The organism is Fictibacillus sp. EA-CB0309 (assembly GCF_055814265.1).
Window position 1 is genome coordinate 2,114,913 of sequence record NZ_CP169271.1, and the last position, 16,771, is coordinate 2,131,683.

The 16,771-nt window shown below is 38.9% G+C and carries 13 protein-coding genes, 3 pseudogenes and 1 other annotated feature; of the genes and pseudogenes, 4 read left to right on the forward strand and 12 right to left on the reverse strand.

The window, feature by feature from the left end:
• Positions 1–16: 16 nt before the first annotated feature.
• The 6 genes and pseudogenes from ACEWFH_RS11780 to ACEWFH_RS11805 form a co-directional block, all read right to left on the reverse strand.
• Positions 17–831, reverse strand: a pseudogene (locus tag ACEWFH_RS11780) (ABC transporter transmembrane domain-containing protein); the annotation flags it as partial.
• Positions 828–1,736: an ABC transporter ATP-binding protein gene (locus ACEWFH_RS11785; RefSeq protein ID WP_473724214.1), complete on the reverse strand. Its 909-nt coding sequence runs from the start codon at positions 1,734–1,736 to the stop codon at positions 828–830. The gene ACEWFH_RS11785 and the pseudogene ACEWFH_RS11780, both read right to left, overlap by 4 nt.
• Entirely contained in the window at positions 1,691–2,524 is an 834-nt protein-coding gene (locus ACEWFH_RS11790; protein ID WP_473724215.1) for an ABC transporter transmembrane domain-containing protein, read from the reverse strand. The genes ACEWFH_RS11785 and ACEWFH_RS11790 overlap by 46 nt, the downstream gene beginning before the upstream one ends.
• Positions 2,525–2,976: 452 nt before the next feature.
• Complete coding sequence (locus ACEWFH_RS11795; protein WP_473727286.1) at positions 2,977–4,500, reverse strand: FAD-dependent oxidoreductase; 1,524 nt, start codon at positions 4,498–4,500, stop codon at positions 2,977–2,979.
• 125 nt (positions 4,501–4,625) lie between these two features.
• Complete coding sequence (gene abc-f / locus ACEWFH_RS11800) at positions 4,626–6,035, reverse strand: ribosomal protection-like ABC-F family protein (protein WP_473724216.1); 1,410 nt, start codon at positions 6,033–6,035, stop codon at positions 4,626–4,628.
• Complete coding sequence (locus ACEWFH_RS11805; protein WP_473724217.1) at positions 6,002–6,244, reverse strand: ATP-binding cassette domain-containing protein; 243 nt, start codon at positions 6,242–6,244, stop codon at positions 6,002–6,004. Before ACEWFH_RS11805 ends, abc-f begins: the two co-directional genes overlap by 34 nt.
• A 408-nt stretch (positions 6,245–6,652) precedes the next feature.
• Here ACEWFH_RS11805 and cbpA point away from each other — a divergent pair, with 408 nt between their 5' ends.
• The gene (gene cbpA / locus ACEWFH_RS11810) at positions 6,653–7,303 is read left to right on the forward strand and encodes a cyclic di-AMP binding protein CbpA (protein WP_473724218.1); all 651 of its coding nucleotides are present in this window, start codon (positions 6,653–6,655) and stop codon (positions 7,301–7,303) included.
• Between the two features lie 240 nt (positions 7,304–7,543).
• The gene (locus ACEWFH_RS11815; protein ID WP_473724219.1) at positions 7,544–7,678 is read left to right on the forward strand and encodes a hypothetical protein; all 135 of its coding nucleotides are present in this window, start codon (positions 7,544–7,546) and stop codon (positions 7,676–7,678) included.
• 12 nt (positions 7,679–7,690) lie between these two features.
• On the opposite strand, the pseudogene aroA reads toward ACEWFH_RS11815, so the two are convergent.
• The 4 genes and pseudogenes from aroA to aroC form a co-directional block, all read right to left on the reverse strand.
• A pseudogene (aroA, locus tag ACEWFH_RS11820) lies at positions 7,691–8,972 on the reverse strand (3-phosphoshikimate 1-carboxyvinyltransferase).
• Positions 8,973–8,987: 15 nt separating this feature from the next.
• On the reverse strand, positions 8,988–10,106 hold the full coding sequence (locus tag ACEWFH_RS11825; protein WP_473727287.1) for a prephenate dehydrogenase: 1,119 nt from the start codon (positions 10,104–10,106) through the stop codon (positions 8,988–8,990).
• A complete protein-coding gene (gene aroB, locus ACEWFH_RS11830; protein WP_473724220.1) occupies positions 10,102–11,175 on the reverse strand; it encodes a 3-dehydroquinate synthase in 1,074 nt (357 codons plus the stop codon). Before aroB ends, ACEWFH_RS11825 begins: the two co-directional genes overlap by 5 nt.
• Positions 11,176–12,345 (reverse strand): chorismate synthase, encoded by a 1,170-nt coding sequence (gene aroC / locus ACEWFH_RS11835; protein ID WP_473724221.1) that lies wholly within the window; start codon positions 12,343–12,345, stop codon positions 11,176–11,178.
• Between the two features lie 53 nt (positions 12,346–12,398).
• Positions 12,399–12,608, reverse strand: a binding site (T-box leader).
• A gap of 314 nt (positions 12,609–12,922) precedes the next feature.
• On the opposite strand from aroC, the gene ACEWFH_RS11840 reads away from it, so the two are divergent.
• Entirely contained in the window at positions 12,923–14,050 is a 1,128-nt protein-coding gene (locus ACEWFH_RS11840) for a bifunctional 3-deoxy-7-phosphoheptulonate synthase/chorismate mutase (RefSeq protein WP_473724222.1), read from the forward strand.
• Here ACEWFH_RS11840 and ACEWFH_RS11845 read toward each other — a convergent pair.
• The gene (locus ACEWFH_RS11845) at positions 14,047–14,247 is read right to left on the reverse strand and encodes a DUF6501 family protein (RefSeq protein ID WP_066241381.1); all 201 of its coding nucleotides are present in this window, start codon (positions 14,245–14,247) and stop codon (positions 14,047–14,049) included. The genes ACEWFH_RS11840 and ACEWFH_RS11845 overlap by 4 nt on opposite strands.
• A gap of 155 nt (positions 14,248–14,402) precedes the next feature.
• On the opposite strand from ACEWFH_RS11845, the pseudogene ACEWFH_RS11850 reads away from it, so the two are divergent.
• A pseudogene (locus tag ACEWFH_RS11850) lies at positions 14,403–15,364 on the forward strand (quinone oxidoreductase family protein).
• 213 nt (positions 15,365–15,577) lie between these two features.
• Here ACEWFH_RS11850 and ACEWFH_RS11855 read toward each other — a convergent pair.
• Positions 15,578–16,324: a nuclease-related domain-containing protein gene (locus tag ACEWFH_RS11855; protein ID WP_473727288.1), complete on the reverse strand. Its 747-nt coding sequence runs from the start codon at positions 16,322–16,324 to the stop codon at positions 15,578–15,580.
• Positions 16,325–16,771: the final 447 nt, after the last annotated feature.

Below are 16,771 nucleotides of genomic sequence, written 5' to 3' on the forward strand. Positions count from 1 at the left end.
TGTTCCAAATAAGATAAGCACTAAGCCCATAAACGACAGCTAGCGCAAGTCCATTATAGCTACCAATAACCACTATGGATTGCATCCTTGCTTTTAATTCATAACGTGATTCTTTAATGAACGATTTGCGTATTTCAGCAACACTTGCTAATTCGCCGTCAGAAACACCTAAGACCCTTGAAAGGTGAATTCCGGTTACTGATTCACGAAGTCTTTCAAGGTAACGCGACGCTTCTTTTCTAGCATTGGCAGATGCTTGACGAGTTCTTTGTCCTACGGCATTAGATGTTAAGTAGAAGATGACGCCTAACACGACACTCGTTATCATCAAAAAGGGATGGATCCAAAGTAAAACAATGCTATAAAGTATGACTCCTTGAACGGATGCCATAAAAGTTGAACCTTCCCATGCAAGGAAATTATGAAGCGTATCAGGGTCATCAGAAACACGTGCCATCATTTCACCAGACTGGTTGTTTTGGTAAAAGAGAAAGGCAATACTTGCAAATGTTTAAATAGCCTTAACTTTTGCCAGTTCGTTACGGTTTTGGCTACTTGGTGACAAAAATACTCATCGATAACCATTAATATCAAATCAACAACTGCTGCAAAGATAAGAAGCCACATCATGCCCCATAAAAGCTTATTCGATTCTCCAGGTAATATCGTATCCACTAGCCAACCTAACGCAAGGGTTGGAATGAGAGCTGAAAATACCTGGGAGATCGCAATTACGAAAGCGTCAGCGAAAACCCAGTTCTTATGTGGTTTTAAAAAGGCAAGAACGCGTCTGCCATCACGATTTTTTTGTTTCACAACAGTTTGGCTCATATCGCTCTCTCCTTTTCTAATTCACTGTATTGCGCCATATATAATTCGTAATATTGACCTCTTTGTGCAAGAAGTTCATCATGAGTACCTACTTCAGCGACTACCCCTTTATCAAGAAGCAATATTTGATCAGCATCTCTCACCGTTATTAGTCTGTGAGCAATGGTTATCGTTGTTCTACCAGGTATGAGATCTTCTAATGCAGCTTGAACACGCTCTTCCGTTTCCCCATCGAGTGATGATGTTGCCTCATCAAAAATTAATAGTGCAGGGTGGCGAAGAATAGCTCTTGCCAGAGCAACACGCTGTCTTTGCCCACCTGATAATTTTAGGCCTCGTTCTCCAACAATCGTTTCATAACCATCTGGCAGTTCTTTTATAAAATCAGTAAGTCCTGACGCTTCACACGCAGCATCCAAGTCTTCTTGTGTTGCATTTTTTCTTCCATATAATAAGTTCATACGCAACGTGTTGTTTAATAGGAAGGTTTCTTGTGATACGACCCCCACCTGTTGTCTGAAAGAGTTACGGTTAAAATGAAATAAGTTTTGTTGATCAATATGAATGGATCCTGCTTCTGGTTCATATAGACCAAGAAGCAATTGAATTAGCGTTGATTTTCCACCACCACTAGTCCCTACGATACCAATATGCTGTCCAGCCTTCATATCTAATGATACACCTTTTAGCACATACTCTTCGTTACCTGGATAACGGAACCAAACATTATTAACATTGATATCTCCCCGAATTGGCTTCATGTTAGGAAGGTTATCTTCATGTTCTATTGGCAGATCGAAATATTCATAGATTCTTTGCAGAGCTGGTATGGCTTGCTGAATGATCAGTGCGTTTTCAGCTAAAGAACGAATTGGAAAAACATCGTCGGAATAAAGCCAAGACAAGCAACAAGTGTTCCGACGGTGATGGTATTGTTCCAAACCGCAATGCCCCCAACCAGCATAACGACACCTGGTGTTGCAATATTGAATAAGTTGCCAAGACGCCAGTTCACTTTTCCAATTAGCGCTGCACGAATAGAGTAATTCTTCCAATCTGTCAGCTTTTTATCCTGTGTATGTATTTCCCGTTCTTGTGTTTGAAATGTGCGAACTAGTCTCGTTGATTCAATGCTTTCTTGAAGGTGATGATAGATGTCTGCACGCATATCACGCTGAACAGCACTCATTTTCCTCATGGTTGTTCCGAGCTTAAATGATGGATACAGATAGATTGCGAACACACAGAACATTACGATCGCAACTGGCCAATAGAGCGCAAAAACAGCAATAAAAGCAGCAACAGCACTAACTACTTGCTGAACGAATCGAGGTACGACCGTGTTGTTTAGATTCTGCACTGCCTCAACGTCGTGAGTAAGACGATAGAGCATATCTCCGCGAGGCGTGGTCGTGAAAAATGACATCGGTGTTTTATGCAAACGTCCGAATGCTCGCATTTGCATATCCGTAATGACATCCAAACCGATTTGAATTTGAATAAATTCCTGAAGTGATTCGAAAATGACTTTAAACAGAAACGAAAATAAAACCCCTGCGACAAGCCACCCGATCATATCGGTCATTTCGTTCGGAAGTATATCATCCACAAGCTTACCTGCTAAAATGGGTGGTATAACGGTAAAAGCTCCACCGATTAATGAGCAGATGAAAGCTAGAGTTAGCCCCTCCAATAGGGCTTAAAGTGCTTAAGTGTCTCTCTTAAAAGCTTCATAATTAGCTCCCCCTCTCGCTTTCAAGCACTTTATTTTATACCAAATTCATAAAATTTTCATTATTTTTACTTGTTATTTTTTTGAAAATATAAGAAAAATGTCTTGTTTGTTATAATCAGCTGTTTTCGTAATCTTTGTTGCTCTTGGAAGTGTTGTTTATGCCTTTTTAGAATGTGATGTACATATGAAGCATACATTCGTCATTCTTGTTTCAGTGGTAAGAACACTCCAGATTATATTCACGTTAATTCATTTTTTTCACGTTAAGTGAGCATAATTTCACGTTAATTCCAATATATTCACATTAATTTTGATTTATCCGATTTTCGACAAAATCTGATATCCAAAACCCCAAAAAAATGACCCATAAAGGCATATTCACACCTTATGAGTCATCTTGATTTATTGTTTTATTGCAAATCAACCCGTTTTAGCGGCTTTTTGGCAGGTCCTTCTACAACAGCTCCCTCATATGAAAAACGAGATCCATGACAAGGACAATCCCATGTTCTGTCCCCACTGTTCCACTCGGTTTCACAACCTAGATGGGTACAAGTTGTATCTACAATATGAAGTTCCCCGTTCTGATCACGATACGCACCGCATCTTTCACCATTAACGGTTACCGCGCACCCTTCATCTATATTAAGGCTCCTTGGATGTTTAGCAGGTTTGTCTAATTTTCCGGAAACAAAATGTTTCGCTACATCTGCGTTTTCTTTTACAAATTGTTTAATGTCAGATGGATCAGCTTGAAAGCGCTGCGGCTTATATAGATCAGCAAATTCGTTTTCCTTGCCGAGGATGGAATCTCTAATGATTAGTGCGGCAAGTGTCCCAGTCGTCATTCCCCATTTCTTATAACCTGTAGCGACAAAAATACGGTCATGTTTGTGAGTAAGTTTTCCGATAAACGGAACTTTATCAAGTGTAATCAGATCTTGTGCAGACCAACGGTACAACACTCTATCCAGATTCAGTGATTTTTTTGCTTCTTTTAACAATGCCTCATAATGTTGATGTGTTGGAATTCCCTGACCTGTTTGATGACTTTCTCCACTCAGAAGAACGATCTTTTCACCATCTTGCAGAATCGAACGATAAGAAAAGGAGGTTTCATCTACACCCAAATACATCCCTTGTGGAAATTCATCAGTCGTTTTTACAGCTAGTACGTACGAACGCTCCGCCATCATTCTTGTAAAATAAAATCCTAAACCATCAAAGAACGGAAAATGTGTGCAGCAGGCAACATAATCTGCAGTTACCTTATGTCCATCACTTGTAAGTACAACTGCTTTTTTAACTTCTTTATCTTCTTGAATATCGGTTGCTGTCGTGTTCTCAAAAATAGTAACACCGAGTGATTCCATTTCTTTTAAAAGTGCAGTTAAATATTTTACCGGATGAAAATGTGCTTGATTCCTCATGACGAGTGCTTTTTTATGAGGAATATTAAATGGTAGCTGGTCTACTAGTTCTCCATCAATTTCTAATTTTTGATAAGCTTCAGCTTCACTGTTGAGCTTTTTGACACCTTGATCTGTGTTTGCAAAAAGATAGGCGTCATGTCGTTCATAGTTACAATGAATATTATGTTCTTTAACAAGATCATAAAGCAATTGTCCAGCGTATTCGTTAGAACGATAATATTGAGAAGCTCGTTCTACTCCTAAATGCGAAATCAAACGATCGTAAATGATATCATGCTGTGAAGTGATTTTCGCTGTTGTATGGCCTGTTGTACCATTTATGAGTTTTCCTGCTTCAATTAATGTTACCTGCTTGCCTTCTTTTGCAAGCAGAAATGCCGTTGTGATCCCACTTATTCCACCACCTACAACAACAACTTCTGAATTGTGATCGCCGCTTAATGATGAGTAAGTCGGCAGGTTTACGTTCTGTCTCCAAATCGGTTCTGGAAACTGGGGCATGTTATATTCGTAGTTACTCACAAAATACCTCCTGTTAATACACGTTATACAACCATTATTACCCATACTCTAAGTGCGCAATCAGAAAACAAAAAACAGGCTAAAAAATTTAGCCTGTTTTTGAATTAATTTTCCATACGTTTTTTAAGTGCATAATCAAAACTTCCATTATAACTGTGTAAGCTTCCTTCTTCTAACCAAATCGTTCGTTCAAAGAGCTTGTTCATAAAGTATCTGTCATGCGAGACAGAGAGAATCGTTCCTTCAAATTCTTCTAACGCTGCTTCCAAAGCTTCACGTGAATCAATGTCTAAGTGATTAGTCGGTTCGTCTAGAATCAAAAAGTTAAATCCTTCATATACCAGTTGAGCAAGTCTTAAACGAGTTCTTTCCCCTCCGCTTAAGTCACACGCTTTTTTGTAAACGGATGCTCCGTAAAATAAGAATTTTGCTAGATGATGCCGTGCTTCGCCTTCTTCCATTACAACTTTTTCTCTAAAAATTTCAAGTACGGTTTGTTTAGGATCTGCTGTAAGTCCTTTTTGAGATAAATAGCCGATCGAGACGGATGATCCTAGTTTCACGCTACCGCTGCAGAAATCATTGGACTGCAACGCATGTATTAAAGTCGTTTTCCCAGATCCATTTTTTCCGACAAGTGCAACTTTCTCCCCAAATCTTATTTGCAGGTCAATATTATTTAAGATGGTGCGGCCTTCAATAGATTTACTAACTTGATCTATTATCGCTACATCCTGACCGCTTCTTTTGCTAACAGAAAATTCAAATGCTGCTTTTTTACGTTCTAGCTTAGGGCGCTTCATATTCTGTATGCGAGCAAGTGCTTTCTCCATGCTTCTAGCTCTTCGAAAGAATTTTTCATTACCAGATCGAGCTCCCCAATCACGCAGTTGCTTTATCGACTCTTTTATCTTTTTGACCTTTTTTTGTTGTTCTTGATATTTCTCAAATTCTAGCAGAAGGTTATTTTCTTTTTCTTTTACAAAACCAGAATAGCTATGGTGGTAAATCATGCATTCTCCGTCTTCGATATCGAGTGTTTTTGTAGTGACTTTATCAAGGAAATAACGATCATGGCTGATTATGATAACGGCACCTTTATACTTTTGTAGATAGTTTTCTAGCCAGTTCATCGTTTCAATATCTAAGTGGTTAGTAGGTTCATCTAACAGAAGCAGTTCAGGTTCTTTTAATAACAAACACGCTAATCCTACTTTTGTCTGTTCCCCGCCGCTTAGTTGGTTAAATGGATTGTTCGATAGATGTGCAAGACCTAAACCTGCCAATACGCCATTAATTTTGGACTCTATGGAATAGCCTCCAAGGTCCTCGAATTCTTCCTGAAGCCGGTATAATTTATTTAGGTTTTTCTCCAGACGATGACTTTGTTCAGGATCACTTAATGATACATTCACTTTTTGTATTTGATTTTCTATTTCTTTAATCTCTTTGAAGGTTGACGTTATAACATCAATGACAGTCATATTTTCATCATGAGCTGGCAACTGAGCCAAATAACCAATTTCGGAGTCTTTTTTAAAAAAATAGAACCAGAATCCGGATGATCCAAACTGCTTAATAGTTTGAACAGTGTCGTTTTTCCTGAGCCGTTCTGACCGACTACTCCTACCCGGTCTTGTTCGTGAATCTCAAAAGATATATTTTTTAGTATCTCGTTTCCGCCGTACATTTTTTTAACTTGTTGAACAGTGCATACTATCATTTTTCATTTCTCCTTTTATTTAAATGCCACTGTCCTTTTTACATAAAAAAACCCATGAGCAACATACCTGCCCATGGGTTTTCAATCAATTAAAAAAGGATAGGGTAAGGTTACTTTAGTGATGTACATTATTTGTTTTAACTGAAAATGGACAGACTCCACCAATTTTAGAAAATACATAAGTAATTGCGCGGAAAACGACCAACCAGTCAAACATTTGTACACCTCTAAGCATGCCTTACACCTCCTTATTGTGAATTTAGTTAATATTCTAGTAATATTATATGACAATGGTTCGAATTGTGCAAATAGGAAAAAAGTTGAGGTAGATAGTAAAAGCAGCAGGTTATTTGCTTTTTTGTCGAAATAGTTTTAAATATTTATATTATTCTGAAAAGGGTGTGTCACATGAAAGTAAAATCCAACTATCTAACAAAATCTAAAGTAACGTATGTAACAGAAAATATGTCGATCAGCGAGGCTAGATATACGATTATTCAATCGGGGTATCGCTGTATTCCTGTGTTGGATGAAAAGGAAGAAAAGTTCGTCGGCTTACTCTTTAAAGAAACGACTTCTGATTATATTATTGATAATATTGGATCAGTTAAAGATCATGTTAGTAGAATTGTAGAAGAAAAAGACGCTTTTATACACGAAAATACGGCGTACTTTAAAGTGCTGTTTTCAATTCGACGCCTCCCTTTCATGGCAGTAGTCGATGACAACCATAGCTTTTTAGGAATTATTACGCATTCGAAAGTAATGGACATTTTAGAGGATTCATATGGAATTAAAAAAGGCGGATACTCCTTAACCGTATCTACAACGGAAGGAAAAGGATCATTAAGGAAGTTGTTTACGGCCATCCATGAAGACTACAATATTGAAGGAGTATTCACACAAGATGCGGGTAAACAATTTCTGCGCCGTGTTGTTATTACATTTAATGAAAGTGTCTCTCGCAAAGAAATCGATGAACTTGTTCACCGAGTGGAGGCTAATGGATTTAAAGTAGCTGATATTGAAGATTTGAGAACCTTCACAAGCGTACAATAACACACAAAAAACGTTCCCTTTTTTATGGGGAACGTTTTTTTGTGTTAATTGTTTGGTATAGTTCATCAATGTTTAGAGTAACCAACCCTACGCATTGTGGAGAACGGAGCAACCGGGAGCGGAATCAACTGCTTTCAAAAGCTCCCAACGCATATGAAAACAGCCTTTTTTAAAACTCTTCTTTCTAAAATTTTGTTACTTTCAAATATTTTCTTCTATGAAAGTTGATTGGAGTGTAAGATGCGAGACTCTCGGCTAGGACAGGTGAGACACTTAAGAGTGAACGTACGAATGTGGCTCACCGCCTGCCCCGCGGAAAGCGAGCAGTCTGGAACGGAAATCGATCACTTCCAAAAGCAACAAAGTTTGCAATAACAGCCTTTTAAATCAGTTTGCAAGGCTTTTCAGCTGCTCAAAAAAAGTTGGATACGAAACGGCAATGGCTTCACTATTCGTTAATGTGGTTTCACCTTTTGCGATACAAGAAGCTACACTTAACATCATTCCGATTCGGTGATCACCATAACTTTGTACTGAAGCCCCATGTAAATCTGTTTTTCCGTTAATGATCATGCCATCTTCTGTAGCTTCGATATCCGCACCCATTTTTTCAGTTCATTCACTACGGTTTCTATTCGGTCTGTTTCTTTCACTCGCAGCTCTTGAGCATCTCTTATGATGGTTTGGCCTTCTGCTTGCGTTGCAGCTAGCGCAATAATCGGAATCTCATCGATTAAACGAGGAATAAGATTTCCTTCAATGATGGTACCTTTTAAAGAAGACGTCTTAATAATCAAGTCTCCGTAAGGTTCAGATGCATCTTCATTTACATTTTCATACTTTACATTCGCGCCCATAGCTTTTAGAACATCTAAAATTCCTGTACGCGTTGAATTCAATCCTACTTTTTTAAGGTGATTTCGCTATTCGGAACGATGGCCCCAGCTACTAAGAAAAAGGCTGCTGATGATATGTCACCTGGTACTTCAATATGTGTGCCTTTTAATTTCTGTCCACCTTCCACCGAAACCGTTAAGCCGTTGTTTTCCACTTCCACTCCAAACGCCTCTAGCATTCTTTCTGTATGATCTCTTGATTTAAGGGGTTCTTTAACAGACGTCGTTCCTTCTCCTTCAAGTCCAGCTAGAATAATAGCAGACTTTACTTGTGCACTTGCTATCGGTGAAGTATAGTGTATGCCTTTTGTTTTTCCGCCCTTTATTTGAAGAGGTACTTTGTTTCCGGAATCATTGCCCTCTATTGAAGCTCCCATTTGCTTTAATGGCTGGGTAACACGGTTCATCGGTCTTTTCGCAATAGAATCATCACCAGTTAGAGTAGATGTAAATGATGTGTTAGCTAGTATGCCGAGCATAAGACGAATCGTAGTACCAGAATTACCCACATAAAGATTTTCAGAAGGAGGCTGCAAACCTGCGAGTCCCTTTCCTTCTACAGTTACTTTCTCGTTTTCTTGCTGAATGTTTACGCCGAGCTTTTTAAAACAAGATATGGTGCTTAAACAATCCTCACCTGTCAGGAAACCATTAATGGTCGTTTTGCCATCCGCAATAGATCCAAACATGACCGCTCTATGAGAGATTGATTTGTCCCCCGGCACTTTAATTGTTCCTTTTAAACGATGAATTGGTTTTAAGTGCTTTTCCATAAAAAGTGCCTCCTTCTATAGCGAAATATGTGTTAAATAATCTTCTTTTTGTAAAATATCTTGCGCTTGATCACGGTCGTTATCATTTTGAAAGCTTAATCGAAGAACCCCATTTAGCCCCTCTCTTACTTCAAGAATACTTAAGTTGATTATACTGATATTTGACTCAGCTAAAAGGGCTGTAATATGTGATAAAGCTCCTATACGATCTAGTATATCGACATATAGATCTGAAAACGGATGAATCGCTCCTTTAGAACGAACAGGCAGTGAATCACGAAACGATTTTGCGCCATCAAAATAATCAAATAGTTCAGCTTGATCTCCATTTTCTACAAAATGTATCACTTCATCCATTTCTTCTTTCCACTCGTGTAATAGGGTAAGTAGGTGTGATTTGTTCTGACTTACAATATCACTCCACATTTTTGGAGAGCTCGATGCAATTCTAGTAATATCGCGAAAACCGCCTGCTGCAAGCTGCTGAATTAAAGGCTTTTCAACGGCATGATTTTGAGCGATTCTAACGAGGCTTGAAGCGATAAGATGTGGAAAATGGCTTACAATTCCAGTCAGAAAATCATGTTCGTCAGGTTCAGAAACTAAAAATTTAGCGCGCGTTCCTTTCAGCCAATTTTTTGCTTCATCAATATCCACATCTGATGTGATGGAGTTTGGTGTTAGAAAGTAAAAAGCATTTTCTAACAAGTGCGCCTTTGCACTCTCTACCCCGGTTTTGTGAGATCCAGCCATTGGGTGTCCGCCAATAAAACGAATCCCTTTTGCGCCAAGAACTTCCGCCTTGGTCATAATCGATTTCTTCGTACTGCCTACATCCATGACAAGAGCTTTTATGGCAGGGGTGATAGAAGATAAACGCTCCATCACCTTTAACGTTTCTTCTACGGGCGTCGCAATAATGATGAGGTCAGCGGTGGTAGCTGTATTTTCAAAATCAGTTACAGCCTCATCTATTACTCCTAGTCTTTTAGCCGTTTCACTGCTTTTCGCATAAACGTCATACCCGAAGATCGTTGCATCGTGTTCATTTTTTATAGATAGAGCGATCGAACCGCCGATCAATCCAACTCCTATTAGTAAGACGTTCTTCATGTAAGAATGCTCCTTTTTAATTCTCTTCCAAAAAAGCTCTTAGTTTTCTATCTAAATCTTCCGCCTGGTAAGAGGACAGATAGGGTTTTTCAGATTCCTTCAGCAGCACCATCTGAATGTTTCCTTTTTCAGCCTTTTTATCCTTTTTCATTCGGTTAATTAGTGAATGTGAGGATAAAGTTTTTGGCAATGGTGGATATTCTAGTGTACGAAGCCACTTTTTTAATTCATTTCCGACCTGAACTGTATCTTTGTTAAGTGACAGAGCAAAAAGCATCCCGTGTGCAACAGCTTCACCATGTGTGATGTTTTTGTATTGAAGTTCACCTTCTATGGCGTGACCAAGCGTATGGCCAAAGTTTAAAAAAGCTCTAATGCCTTTTTCTTTTTCATCTTGAGAAACGATTTCGTTTTTAATCTCTATTCCTCTGATGAGTGCCTGTAATAGAGAATCACCTGCTAAATCATCAATGTGTTTAACGTTTTTACGCAATGTTTCATACAAACGTTCATCCGCTATTAATGCGTGTTTGATGACCTCGGCAAAACCCGATCTTTTTTCATGCTGCGGTAATGTTGCTAGAAATTCAGTTGAATAGATTACAGCTTCTGGCTGATGAAATACCCCGATCATGTTTTTTCCTTCTGGGTGATTAATGCCAGTCTTTCCACCGACGGCACTATCATGAGCAAGAATGGTAGTCGGCAGCTGTATAAAGCGGATGCCTCTCATATAGGTGCCAGCTACGAAACCAGCAAGATCACCAATCATTCCTCCTCCAAGTGCAAGTACAACAGATGTACGATCCAGCCCTTTACTCAGTGCAAAACTTTGACAAGCAATATAGTTTTCAAACGATTTTTGGTCATCACCTGCTTGAATTTGAATCGTATGGTAAGGAAAAGCTTCACCTATTACATGTTGTACATCATCTAAATAAAGTTTTCCTACATTCTCATCTGTTATGATTAAAAGATTCTTAGGAGCAGGCTTTAAGTTTTCTAACACACTCTTAAGCTTCAAAATAGCGTTCTCACCAATAAAAACAGGATAGTTTTTTGAAGGTGTTGTAATTTGGATGGTGTTCATTTAAAACACCCTTGCACGCTCTTGGTGCTGAACGATATTATTCTTAATCACTTCCATGTTATCTTGGCCGAATTGCTGAACGAGAGCACTTGCGAGTTCCCAGGCAACGACGGATTCAGCTACAACACTTGCTGCAGGAACAGCACAGCTGTCGGAGCGTTCAATGCTCGCTGCAAAGACTTCTTTTGTTTCAATATCAACACTTTGAAGCGGCTTGTATAGAGTTGGGATCGGCTTCATCACACCTCGCACCACAACTGGCATGCCCGTCGTCATTCCGCCTTCAAATCCACCTGCATTATTCGTTTTTCGTGTATAGCCATGTTCAATATCCCACGCGATCTCATCATGAACTTCACTTCCCGGTTTTCTGGCTGCTTCAAAACCAATACCGATCTCTGCGCCTTTAAATGCATTGATGCTCATAATGGCTGCAGCAAGTTTGGCATCGAGCTTGTTATCGTAATGTGTATAGCTCCCTACTCCAACAGGCATTCCTTCAGCGATCACTTCAACTACTCCACCGATAGAATCGCCGTTTTCTTTCGCTGTGTCGATCGCTTCCATCATGACCTTTTCTGCGTTTTCATCTAAACATCTTACCGGAGAAGCTTCCGTTTTTTCACGAAGTTCATTTAAGCTTTCATACGTTGTGTTCTCAGCTTTTACTCCGCCAATTTCAAGAACATGTCCGCCGATTTGTACACCCAGTTCTTTGAGAATCTTTTTTGCCACGGCCCCTGCGGCAACTCTTACTGTTGTTTCACGAGCTGAAGAACGTTCAAGAACATTTCTCATATCTCGGTGGTTGTATTTAATCGCGCCGTTTAAATCGGCATGCCCTGGTCGAGGTCTTGAGATGACACGTTTTACTTCGGCGTTTTCATCTTCAAGAGGTTCAGCTCCCATAATTTTTGTCCAATGGGTAAAGTCTTTGTTTTCAACAACGAGCGTGATCGGTGAACCGAGTGTTACACCATGACGTACACCGCTTAAGATTTGAACCTGATCTTTTTCGATCTGCATGCGGCGTCCTCTTCCATGTCCTTTTTGTCTTCTCGCAAGTTCTTCGTTTATGTCTTCAGCTAATAGAGGCAAACCTGCTGGTACACCTTCAATGATTGTTGTTAATTGAGGGCCGTGGGATTCCCCCGCTGTTAAATATCTCATGTTTAATTCCTCCTGTTTGCCTGTTTTGTTGTACAAAAAAATCCCTGCTAATAAGCAGGGACGAATTAATATCGCGGTACCACCCTGACAGCAAAGACTAAGCTCTGCCACCTTCATTGTCATAACGGAAATTATCCGGCTTTTATAAAAAAAGCATGCTCAAGAATTGTAATTCGTGAAAGGCTGTGTACTGATTTGCACCACCATCAGCTCTCTAATAACAGGGAACCATTTCACTACTGCTGTTCTTTCATTGCAATTGAATTTATAAAGTTATAAACAGTTTTAGCACGTTGAAGCGCTATTGTAAAGGAAATTCATTCATTTTTCTTAAAATTTACAATACCTTCATCTATATGTCAAAGAAGCAAATATATCTGTCGAAAAATTAATTTAAACTTTTTTCTTGTAAGTACTTGACATTCTTTTGAAATCCCTTTAAAGTTACAAACAATACTTTATGAGACACACGCTTTAAAGCGCGAAAGTGTCTATCTGATTATGTATATAAATAAGCCTATGAGCGGCCGCGATATAGGAACTAAAAAACGAGTGTAAATTTGGGGAGGAACCGCACATGTCAAACGAATTAGTAGACTTACGAAAACAGATGGATGATATCTCTTTAAAAATTTTAGAGCTTTTAAATGAACGAGGCAATGTTGCACAACAAATTGGAAAGTTAAAGGAAATGCAGGGTGTAAAACGTTTCGATCCAGTAAGAGAACGAGAGCTATTAGATCTTATCGCTTCTCATAACGATGGCCCATTCGAAACTTCTACGGTACAGCATATTTTCAAACAGATCTTCAAAGCAAGCTTAGAATTGCAAAAAGATGATAACCGAAAAGCATTGCTTGTATCTCGTAAAAAGAAACCTGAAGATACGATTGTAAATGTGAAAGGTGAAAAGATTGGTGATGGTAATCCCCATTTCATCATGGGTCCTTGTGCGGTTGAAAGTTACGAACAAGTAAAACAAGTTGCAGAAGTAATTGCTGAAAAAGGATTAACATTAATCCGAGGCGGTGCATTCAAACCGCGTACGTCTCCTTACGATTTCCAAGGTCTTGGTTTAGAAGGATTGAAAATTCTGCGTAAAGCAGCAGACGAACATCAGCTTGCGGTAGTGAGTGAAATTCTAAATCCAAATGATATCGAGATGGCTTTAGACTATGTTGATGTGATTCAAATCGGCGCACGTAATATGCAAAACTTTGATCTCTTAAAAGCTGCAGGATCTGTTAACAAACCTGTACTACTAAAGCGTGGACTTGCCGCTACAATTGAAGAGTTCATGTACGCTGCAGAATACATCTTAGCTCAAGGAAACTCTCAAGTTATTCTTTGTGAACGCGGAATCCGTACGTACGAGCGAGCAACTCGTAACACACTCGATATTTCAGCAGTCCCTATTCTTAAGAAGGAAACGCATCTTCCAGTAGTTGTGGATGTTACGCATTCCACAGGCCGAAAAGATCTTCTCCTTCCTGCTGCAAAAGCAGCTATGGCGATTGGTGCAGATGCGGTTATGGCAGAAGTTCATCCGGATCCTGCTGTAGCGTTATCTGACTCAGCTCAACAGATGAACATCCCTGAATTCCACGAATTCATGGACGCGCTATTAAACAAGGAAAAAAGAAAATTCATTCTTAAAACAATCAAGCCTGGCTCAAGGAGTCAGGCTTTTAAATTGCTTGCTTAGCCTTCAAAATATTCCTTGTAGTAACCGCCTACTTTGCCGGTGTTATCAACAACGAAATAAAATTCTTCAGTTTCATTTTTTAATTCGTATGTTTTCCCAGCTGTTAAAGCACGGTTCACCATATACTTCTTAGCGTCAGTATGCACACATTTAATTTCACGAATTGTTGGTCTGTTACCCCACTCTAAATGGATCATGATGTCTCTCTCCTTCATGGAATTCTTTTGTTAAATCATAATGTGCAGCACGTTTTCTGTCAAATTCATTTTCTTTAAGCTGCTTCCCTAGTATTCCTATAATTATATCGGTTAATATGATAAAGAACATTATATTAGAATGGAGAACTGTATATATGAAAGCTTTAGTATTTGATCGCTTTGGCGGACCAGAAGTCTTAGAATATCGTGAAATTAAACAGCCTGTTATTGGGCCTGATGACATTTTGTTAGAAATGAAAGCGATCGGCTTAAACTTTGCTGACGTTTATAGAAGAAAAGGAAACTATCATCTAGAAGGACAGCCTCCCTACATTCTTGGCTATGAAGGCGCTGGTATCGTAAAAGAAGTGGGTAGTCAAGTAAGGGGTGTGTGTGTTGGTGACCGCATCGCCTTTGCTGATGTGCCTGCCGCGAATGCAGAGTTGGTTGCTGTGCCAAGCGAAAAAGCGATTCCCATCCCTGATGGTGTAACATTTGAATCTGCCGCTTCCCTCTTATTACAAGGATTAACGGCACACTACTTAACAAGTGACAGCTTTGCTATAAAAAAGGCGATGTTGCATTGGTTCATGCTGCTGCGGGAGGTGTTGGACAGCTATTGATTCAAATTATCAAACTGCTAGGTGGAACAGTTATTGGATTGACATCTTCAGAAGAAAAACGCCAGATGGCTTTAGGTGTAGGTGCAGATTCGGTATTCTTATATAATGATAATTGGAAAGAATCCGTTTTAGGTGTAACCTCCGGCAAAGGTGTCGACGTTGTTTATGAATCTGTCGGCTCTACGATAATGGATAGTTTTGAAGTTACACGAATTGGTGGAACGGTTGTGTTCTTTGGAATGGCAGGTGGGGATCCTGTTTCAATTGATCCTCGTATGCTGATGGACACTTCTAAGACGTTAACTGGCGGGGATTTATGGAACGTCCTCACCTCTCACGAAGAACGTGTGAAACGCTCAAGTGAATTGTTTAAATGGATTAAAGATGGTCATGTGAAAATAACAGAGACTGTGTTTCCTTTAAGTGATGGTGCTAAAGCACATGAGTATCTGGAGAGCAGAAAAAGTGCAGGAAAGATTTTGTTGATTCCTTAAATTTATAGATGATATTCGGGTGGTTGCTAGATGCAGCTGCCTTTTTTGCACTTTAGTTGTAAAATACAAATGATTTAATGTCACAATTGTCGTATTTTGCAAGTATTGTTAGTTGCATTTTACAAATGATATAAAATTGCAAATTGTTATTGGTTTGTTCCCTACCTATAGCAGCTTTTTATTTGATTGAAATAATATTATGTTGAATAAAAACTATTCAGGAATGGGTAGTTTGTACGTTGCTGAATTAGTAGGTCCGCTTGGGGTTAGATGCATGGATTTTAGAAGCTTTTTCATACAAGTAGTTGATTCGATATGTAAAAAACGTCTTAAGGTTTTGTTCTTTACAGGTTCATCAAAGAATAGTGCATAATCTTGGATTGCTCTTATGTGAGCATCTTTTGATTTCTCATGGCATATAGAGCAAACCCAAGTATTTCTCTCTCGACACATAGGCACATGATTACAGGCTGGACAAAAGACTCCGGTGATGATGTCCGTCTCATTGATGTTGTATGTTTTTAATAACTCTGGATTTAGTTTTTCATGTTGCTTTAATAGCTTGGTAGTTAATTTTGAGAGGTCCTTCTTTGAGAGGGTTTCTTGATGGCATGTTGAAAGGGTTACAATTTTGTTAGCTAGACTCTTAGCTCGAATGATTTTGGCTGCTTTCTTACCATAATGCGGCGATAGAGTGATAAAGGATTTAGGATTTGTTAGAACAACGAGGGATTGGAGCGGAATTTTTGGCAATTGATTTCTATTCAACCAGCTTTTAAGATATGCTTTTTGTTGTTGGACCTGATTCACAGGATCAGGAAACGTTTCATCTATCCCGTTTTTCGTTCGTTTCATTTGATCGAAGTGGTGATCAAAATATAGATCTCCTGAGAGATTTTTAACCTCGAGCAACACGCCAAACGAAGAATGAAGAATCAGACAGTCGATTTGAAAAAATATTTCTTTTCTTTATCTCGAGGAAGCCGCAAGTCATGAAAAATGAAGTATGAATTCTCATCTAAATCGTGCAAATAATAATCAAGTGCCGCTTCTCCTCTATAACCTGCTGAGTGTTTCGCGAATTCTATTTGTAGTTCACCGTACTTTGGGTGATTGGGTACTACTCTTTGTAATTTCACCTCCAATTTTAGTAACTTTAGGGGCTTTGTACGTGGTTTTTTTATCAAGAAATCACCTCTTCCTTTTGAATACGTATCCATTTCGATAAGAATTGATAAAAACCTCTATTTTTCGGCAGCGATTTTATAATTAATTGGTGCTGAAAATTTCGGTTGTGCACAATTAAGTCTAAATTGAAAAAATAAAGTCGGAATGGAATTCAATTAAGTCGTTAGATCCATTAATTAAGTCGTTTTCAACCATAATTAAGTCTAAATTGAAAAATAA